Source organism: Pseudomonas sp. 44 R 15, assembly GCF_900004965.1.
Classification (GTDB): domain Bacteria; phylum Pseudomonadota; class Gammaproteobacteria; order Pseudomonadales; family Pseudomonadaceae; genus Aquipseudomonas; species Aquipseudomonas orientalis_A.
In genome coordinates this window covers 45,388-52,809 of sequence record NZ_CVTU01000084.1, presented here as the reverse complement: position 1 = coordinate 52,809, position 7,422 = coordinate 45,388, and the positions used below count along the sequence as shown (strand labels likewise).

Sequence of the window (7,422 nt, the reverse complement as noted above, 5' to 3'; positions counted from 1 at the left end):
TGAGGTGGTCAACTTTTTCCGGACACCTCAATCGGTGTTTTCAGGCTGTTTGCCGCTCGTACTGATTGGGCGGCAAATAGTCTAACGATGAATGCATTCGTCGTTCATTGTAGAACCGCACAATGTAATCCGTGACGTCCCTGATTGCTTCATCATGATTGGCATAGTCCTTCCTCCAAACACGCTCCATCTTCAGGTTCAAGAAGAAACGTTCCATGACTGCGTTGTCCCAGCAGTTGCCCTTGCGGCTCATGCTGCAGCGCAAGCCATGTCGTGTCAGCATGGCTTGGTAAGTAGCGCCTGCATACTGGCTGCCCCGATCTGAGTGCGCGATCAGACCCGGTTTAGGCTGCCTCTGTGTGATGGCTAGTTGCATAGCACTGCACACCAACTCTGCGCGCATATGCGGAGCCATGGACCAGCCTACGATCTTGCGTGAATACAAATCCATGACAGCCGCCAAGTACAGCCAGCCGCTTCGAGTGCGAATATAAGTGATGTCAGCAACCCATGATTGGTTGATCTGCTCGGGGTTAAACTGGCGGTTGAGCAGGTTCTCAGCTACCGGGAAATTATGATTACTGTTGGTGGTATGAACGAACTTGCGCTTCCAGATCGGGCGTAAATCCTGTTGTTTCATCAGCCGACGGACCTTGTGCCGCCCAATGGATACGCCATCGCTACGCAGTGCTTTCATCACCCGACGACTGCCATAACAGTGCTCATTGGTCATGAACGTAGCTTTGACCTGAGCTGCAACCGGACAGACAGCTTTTGGCTTAAAAGACCGCTGACGAGCTTCATAGAACCCCGAACGGCTGATCCGCAAAACCCGGCAGATACGTATTACCGGGTAGGCCTTGCATTGCATTTGGTGAACCAATTGGTGGATCACTTCAATTCGCGGGCAAAGAAGGCCGTAGCTTTTTTTAATATATCGTTGTCAGTCTTCAGCTCGCGGATCTGCTGCTCAAGCTGACGAATACGCTGTTGCTCGCTGGTTAACGGTTTACCAATCCCTGTACCACCTAACTGCTCGGCTTGGTACTGCTGGACCCAGCGGCGCACGGCAGTGTCACTCAAGTCTAAATCGGTACAAACGGAGTTCACGCTCAGGCCTTGGTCAACAATCATCTTGCAGACTCTTAGCTTGAAAGCGGCGTCGAATTTTCTGTACTTCTTGGTCATGGAATACTCCTCAATAGGTGTAGTTTCACCTATTGAGGTGTCCGGGACTATTAGACCAGCTCAGCAAGCCCCCTCCCACATTTGGACCTGCAGTGTCTTGGAGGGCGTATTCCAGGCCCCGCCCGGCAGCAGCCACTAGGCAAGCGCCCCGTCAGCCGCTACATTGGCCGACTTGCGCCTGCCTTTCAGGCCCGCTTTCCCCCTATTGAACATACGGAACCTGCAAAACCCCATCATGGACCCTTCCCCTGGCATCACCCTCGCGACACTTTTCGCCGATTTCGGCATGATTCTTTTTGCACTGGTCCTGGTACTGCTCAACGGCTTCTTCGTTGCCGCGGAATTTGCCATGGTCAAACTGCGCTCGACCCGGGTCGAGGCCATCGCCCACACCAACGGCTGGCGCGGGCAGATCCTGCGCACCGTGCACAGCCAGCTCGACGCCTACCTGTCGGCCTGCCAGCTGGGTATCACCCTCGCCTCCCTGGGCCTGGGCTGGGTCGGTGAACCGGCGTTTGCGCACATCCTCGAGCCGTTGCTGGGCGCGGTAGGCGTCGAGTCGCCGGAGGTGATCAAGGGCGTGTCGTTCTTTGCCGCCTTCTTCGTGATTTCCTACCTGCACATTGTGGTCGGCGAGCTGGCCCCCAAATCCTGGGCCATCCGCAAACCCGAATTGCTGTCGCTGTGGACCGCCGTGCCGCTGTACCTGTTCTACTGGGCGATGTACCCGGCGATCTACCTGCTCAACGCCAGCGCCAACGCAATCCTGCGCATCGCCGGCCAAGGCGAGCCCGGCCCGCATCACGAACACCATTACAGCCGCGAAGAGCTCAAGCTGATCCTGCACTCCAGCCGTGGTCAGGACCCGAGCGACCAAGGCATGCGCGTACTCGCCTCCGCCGTGGAAATGGGCGAACTGGAAGTGGTGGACTGGGCCAACTCCCGGGAAGACCTGGTCACCCTGGATTTCAACGCCCCACTCAAGGAAATCCTGGCGCTGTTCCGTCGCCACAAATTCAGCCGTTACCCGGTGTATGACGCCGTGCGCAACGAGTTCGTGGGCCTGTTGCATATCAAGGACCTGCTGCTGGAGCTGGCGGCCCTGGACCATATCCCCGAGTCGTTCAACCTGGCCGAACTGACCCGCCCGCTGGAGCGCGTGTCGCGGCACATGCCGTTGTCGCAGTTGCTGGAGCAGTTCCGCAAAGGCGGCGCGCACTTCGCCCTGGTGGAAGAAGCCGATGGCAAGATCATTGGCTACCTGACCATGGAAGACGTGCTGGAAGTGCTGGTCGGCGATATCCAGGATGAACACCGCAAGGCCGAACGCGGCATCCTCGCCTACCAGCCGGGCAAGCTGCTGGTGCGTGGCGACACGCCGCTGTTCAAGGTCGAACGCCTGCTCGGCATCGACCTGGACCACATCGAGGCCGAAACCCTGGCGGGCCTGATCTACGACACCTTGAAACGGGTGCCGGAAGAGGAAGAAGTGCTGGAGGTTGAAGGCTTGCGGATCATCATCAAGAAGATGAAAGGGCCGAAGATCGTGCTGGCCAAGGTGCTGATGCTGGATTGACTACCAATGTGGGAGGGGGCAAGCCCCCTCCCACATTGGTCAGGCGGTGCTCTGTAGATCACGCACCCGGCACAAAGTGCTTCTGCGCGGTGCCACGGGCGATCAGGCGGGAGATGTAGTCCAGCTTCTGCGCATCCTGGTCGATAAACCGGAAGGTCAGTTGCAGCCAGTCGCTGTCGGGCCTGGGCTCGTAGGCAACGATGGCGTGCAGGTAGCCATTGAGGCGTGCCACTTCAGCGTTCTCGCCCTGTTCGAGGTCGAGCACGGCGCTTTCCAGGACCTGGGGCAGGACCTCACCGCGACGCACCACCAACAACGCCTCCTTGATGCTCAGCGCCTTGATCACGCATTGCTGGGTGCCGCTGGACAGGCGCAACTGGCCCTGGCCACGGCCGCTGGCGGGCGATGCGGCCGGGACAGCGGCAACAGGCGCGCTGTTGAGCAGGCCTTTATTCGGGGCAGCCGCCACCGGCGCCGACTTGACCGCTTCGGGCTTGCCACCGGTCAGTGCGCTCAGGGAGTCGTTGCCGAACGCCGAGCTCATCTTGGTCGGCGCGCTGGCGATCAACGCGTCGAGGCGGCCGATCTTGTGCAGGGCCTGCTTGACCTTGTTCAGCAACTGTTCGTTGGTGAATGGCTTGCTGACGTAACCGGACACGCCGGCCTGGATGGCCTGCACCACGTTTTCCTTGTCACCCCGGCTGGTCACCATCACGAACGGCATGGCCTTCAGGTGGGCTTGCTCGCGGCACCAGGTCAACAGCTCAAGCCCGGACATCTCCGGCATTTCCCAGTCGCACAGCACCAGGTCGAAGGTCTCGCGCATCAGAATGGATTGCGCCTTCTTGCCGTTCACCGCATCTTCGATCTTGATCCCCGGGAAGTAGTTGCGCAGGCACTTCTTCACCAGGTCGCGAATAAACGAGGCGTCATCCACCACCAACACACTGACTTTACTCATCGACCCTTCATCCTATAAAACCTTGGCTGGCAGCACGCCCATGATGGCATTTTGCCAAAACTCTGCAGTCACGTTAGGACTTATTACGCCCCGTCCGCAATCAATTCCGCTCGCCACAAACGAAAACGCCCGACCAATGGCCGGGCGTTAATTTCTCGGGCAACCTTACTTATCGTCAGATTCGCCCGGAACATTAGGGATAAGATCAGCGCTGCCTTCAACTTCGGCTTTCATGCGCTTGAGGCCCATGTGCCGAACGTCGGTGCCGCGTACCAGGTAAATCACCAATTCCGAGATATTGCGCGCGTGGTCGCCGATGCGCTCCAGCGAGCGCAGCACCCAGATGATGCTCAAGACGCGCGAGATAGAGCGCGGGTCTTCCATCATGTAGGTGGCCAGCTCACGCAAGGCGGTCTTGTATTCGCGATCGATGACTTTGTCGTACTGGGCCACCGACAGCGCCAGGTCCGCATCGAACCGCGCAAACGCGTCGAGGGCATCGCGCACCATGTTGCGCACCTGGTCGCCGATGTGGCGCACTTCCACGTACCCACGCGGCGCTTCGCCTTCTTCGCACAGCTGGATGGCGCGGCGGGCGATTTTGGTGGCTTCGTCGCCGATACGCTCGAGGTCGATCACCGACTTGGAGATGCTGATGATCAAACGCAGGTCGGAAGCCGCGGGCTGGCGGCGGGCCAGGATGCGCAGGCATTCCTCATCGATGTTGCGTTCCATCTGATTGATCTGGTCATCGATCTCACGCACCTGCTGGGCCAGGCCCGAATCGGCCTCGATCAGCGCGGTGACCGCATCGTTGACTTGCTTCTCCACCAGGCCGCCCATCGCCAGGAGGTGGCTGCGCACTTCCTCGAGCTCGGCGTTGAACTGCGCGGAGATGTGGTGGGTAAGGCCTTCTTTGCTAATCATGTTGGCGTCCTTGGAGCGTCCGGTAAGGTGCGGAGAACCGCAGCGTCAGTGCAATCAGAACCACGGCTTCCTAGCCGTAGCGACCGGTGATGTAGTCTTCGGTCTGCTTTTTCGCCGGATTGGTGAACAGGGTATCGGTATCGCCGAACTCCACCAGCTTGCCCATGTACATGAATGCGGTGTAATCGGACACCCGCGCGGCCTGCTGCATGTTGTGGGTCACGATGACGATGGTGAACTTGGACTTGAGTTCGTAGATCAGCTCTTCGACCTTGAGCGTGGAGATCGGGTCGAGGGCCGAGCACGGTTCGTCGAGCAGCAGCACTTCAGGCTCCACGGCGATGGTACGGGCGATGACCAGACGCTGTTGCTGACCACCGGACAAACCAAGGGCCGACTCGTGCAGGCGATCCTTGACCTCGTCCCACAGCGCTGCGCCCTTGAGCGCCCACTCGACCGCTTCGTCGAGGATGCGTTTTTTGTTGATGCCCTGGATGCGCAGGCCGTAGACCACGTTTTCATAGATGGTCTTGGGGAACGGGTTGGGCTTCTGGAACACCATGCCCACGCGGCGACGCAACTCGGCCACGTCTTCGCCCTTGCGGTAGATGTTGGTGCCGTAGAGGTTGATGGCACCTTCCACGCGGCAACCGTCCACCAGGTCGTTCATGCGGTTGAACGTGCGCAGCAACGTGGACTTGCCGCAGCCGGACGGGCCGATGAAGGCGGTCACGCGCTGCTTGGGGATGTTCATGCTGACGTCGAACAGCGCCTGCTTGTCGCCGTAGTAGAGACTCAGGCCCGGCACTTCGATGGCCACGGTTTCCTGGGCCAGGCTCAGGCTTTGCTTGTCGCGTCCCAGGGCCGACATGTTGATGCCGTGGGAATGGGTTTCGTGTTGCATGGGATGCTCCCTGTGCTACCAATTCATTTCATTGAACCGCCGGGGGCGGCTTACTCAAATTCTGTGTATGGCGCGGTCCAGTGTGGGAGGGGGCTTGCCCCCGATGGCGGTGTGTCAGCTTGCACATGTGTTTCTGATACACCGCTATCGGGGGCAAGCCCCCTCCCACATTGGATCGTGTCAGCTGTCCAGCGCTTTGTATTTCTCGCGCAGGTGGTTACGAATCCACACCGCCGACAGGTTGAGCGTGGCGATTACCATCACCAGCAGCAGGGCGGTGGCGTAGACCAGCGGTCGCGCCGCTTCGACGTTGGGGCTCTGGAAGCCGACGTCATAGATATGGAAGCCCAGGTGCATGATCTTCTGGTCTAGGTGAAGGTACGGGTAGTTGCCGTCCAGCGGCAGCGACGGGGCCAGCTTCACCACGCCGACCAGCATCAACGGCGCCACTTCACCGGCGGCACGGGCCACGGCGAGGATCATGCCGGTCATCATCGCCGGGCTGGCCATCGGCAGCACGATCTTCCACAGCGTTTCCGCCTTGGTCGCGCCGAGCGCCAGGGACCCTTCGCGCACGGTGCGAGGAATCCGCGCCAGGCCTTCTTCGGTGGCCACGATCACCACCGGCACCGCCAGCAATGCCAGGGTCAGCGAGGCCCAGAGCAGCCCCGGCGTGCCGAAGGTCGGCGCCGGCAGGGCTTCGGCGAAGAACAGCCGGTCCACCGAGCCACCCAGTACGTACACGAAAAAGCCCAGGCCAAACACGCCGTAGACGATGGCCGGCACGCCCGCCAGGTTGTTGACCGCGATGCGGATGATCCGCGTCAGGGTGTTCTGCTTGGCGTACTCACGCAAGTACACCGCCGCCAGCACGCCGAACGGCGTGACGATCATCGCCATGATCAGGGTCATCATCACGGTGCCGAAGATAGCCGGGAAGATCCCGCCTTCGGTGTTGGCTTCCCGTGGGTCGTCGCTCAAGAACTCCCAGACCTTGCTGAAGTAGAAGCCGATCTTGGTCAGGGTGCCCATGGCGTTCGGCTGGTAGGCGTGCACCACCTTGCCGATACCTATTTCGATTTCCTTGCCGTTGCCGTCCCGGGCCGTCAGCGCGTCGCGGTTGAATTGGGCGTGCAGGTCGGCCAGGCGCGCTTCGATGTCCTGGTAGCGGGCATTCAGTTCGGCGCGGTCGGCGTCCATGTCAGCCTGGGCGGCGGCGTCAAGCTTGCCTTCCAGCTCCAGCTTGCGACCGTGCAGGCGAACGCGCTCCAGCCCGGCGTTGATCGCGCCGATATCGGTTTTTTCCAGGCTCTTGAGCTGGGCGGCGAGCTTGTTGACGCGCTCCACACGGGCTTGCAACTCCGGCCACGCGGCCTCGCCTTCGGCGATGATCTTGCCATCCTGCTTGACGTTGACCAGGGTGCCGTAGAAGTTGCCCCATTCACGCCGCTCGATGGTCATCAACTGCACCGGCCTGGTCTGGTCCTTCAACCATTCGCCGACGATCCAGGTGAAGTCATTGCCGTTCAAGTCGCGGTTGCCGACCTTGATCAGCTCGCGGGTCATGAACTCCGGGCCCTCGTCGGGCACCGGCAGGCCGGCGCTTTTCAGGCGCTCGCGCGGCACTTCTTCCTTCTGCACCACTTCGCCGATGACGATATGGTTGGCCTGGCCCGGTACGCTGTAATTGGCCTGGATCAGGTCGGCCGGCCAGAAATGGCCCAGACCGCGCACCGCAATCACCGCCAGCAAACCAATGGTCATGATGACCGCGATGGACACTGCGCCACCGCTGATCCAGACGCCGGGGGCGCCGCTCTTGAACCATCCATTCAGGGAGTTCTGTTTCACAGACTTCTACCTTTC

6 protein-coding genes are annotated in these 7,422 nt (G+C 60.3%); 1 reads left to right on the top strand and 5 read right to left on the bottom strand.

Annotated elements, in window-relative coordinates:
* Window positions 1-40 precede the first annotated feature (40 nt).
* Window positions 41-1,188 (bottom strand): IS3 family transposase gene (locus BFP93_RS10595; protein WP_122582746.1). Its coding sequence is split into 2 segments (ribosomal slippage): window positions 41-933 and window positions 933-1,188, totalling 1,149 coding nucleotides; the frame shifts between segments, so codons are not numbered across the junction.
* Between the two features lie 235 nt (window positions 1,189-1,423).
* Here BFP93_RS10595 and BFP93_RS10585 point away from each other — a divergent pair.
* The gene (locus BFP93_RS10585) at window positions 1,424-2,764 is read left to right on the top strand and encodes a hemolysin family protein (RefSeq protein WP_065893029.1); all 1,341 of its coding nucleotides are present in this window, start codon (window positions 1,424-1,426) and stop codon (window positions 2,762-2,764) included.
* Between the two features lie 58 nt (window positions 2,765-2,822).
* Here BFP93_RS10585 and BFP93_RS10580 read toward each other — a convergent pair whose 3' ends face one another.
* From BFP93_RS10580 to pstA, 4 genes are all read right to left on the bottom strand, one after another.
* On the bottom strand, window positions 2,823-3,725 hold the full coding sequence (locus BFP93_RS10580; RefSeq protein WP_065893028.1) for a response regulator: 903 nt from the start codon (window positions 3,723-3,725) through the stop codon (window positions 2,823-2,825).
* Window positions 3,726-3,890: 165 nt separating this feature from the next.
* Window positions 3,891-4,652 (bottom strand): phosphate signaling complex protein PhoU, encoded by a 762-nt coding sequence (gene phoU, locus BFP93_RS10575; protein WP_057726096.1) that lies wholly within the window; start codon window positions 4,650-4,652, stop codon window positions 3,891-3,893.
* 70 nt (window positions 4,653-4,722) lie between these two features.
* Entirely contained in the window at window positions 4,723-5,556 is an 834-nt protein-coding gene (gene pstB / locus BFP93_RS10570) for a phosphate ABC transporter ATP-binding protein PstB (RefSeq protein ID WP_065883786.1), read from the bottom strand.
* A 180-nt stretch (window positions 5,557-5,736) separates the two neighbouring features.
* Complete coding sequence (pstA, locus tag BFP93_RS10565; protein ID WP_065893027.1) at window positions 5,737-7,407, bottom strand: phosphate ABC transporter permease PstA; 1,671 nt, start codon at window positions 7,405-7,407, stop codon at window positions 5,737-5,739.
* Between the last annotated feature and the right edge of the window lie 15 nt (window positions 7,408-7,422).

Bases quoted from the DNA above. Each gene is read 5' to 3' on its own strand.
- BFP93_RS10585 (WP_065893029.1), top strand. From the start codon at position 1,424: ATGGACCCTTCCCCTGGCATCACCCTCGCGACACTTTTCGCCGATTTC.
- BFP93_RS10580 (WP_065893028.1), bottom strand. From the start codon at position 3,725: ATGAGTAAAGTCAGTGTGTTGGTGGTGGATGACGCCTCGTTTATTCGC.
- phoU (WP_057726096.1), bottom strand. From the start codon at position 4,652: ATGATTAGCAAAGAAGGCCTTACCCACCACATCTCCGCGCAGTTCAAC.
- pstB (WP_065883786.1), bottom strand. From the start codon at position 5,556: ATGCAACACGAAACCCATTCCCACGGCATCAACATGTCGGCCCTGGGA.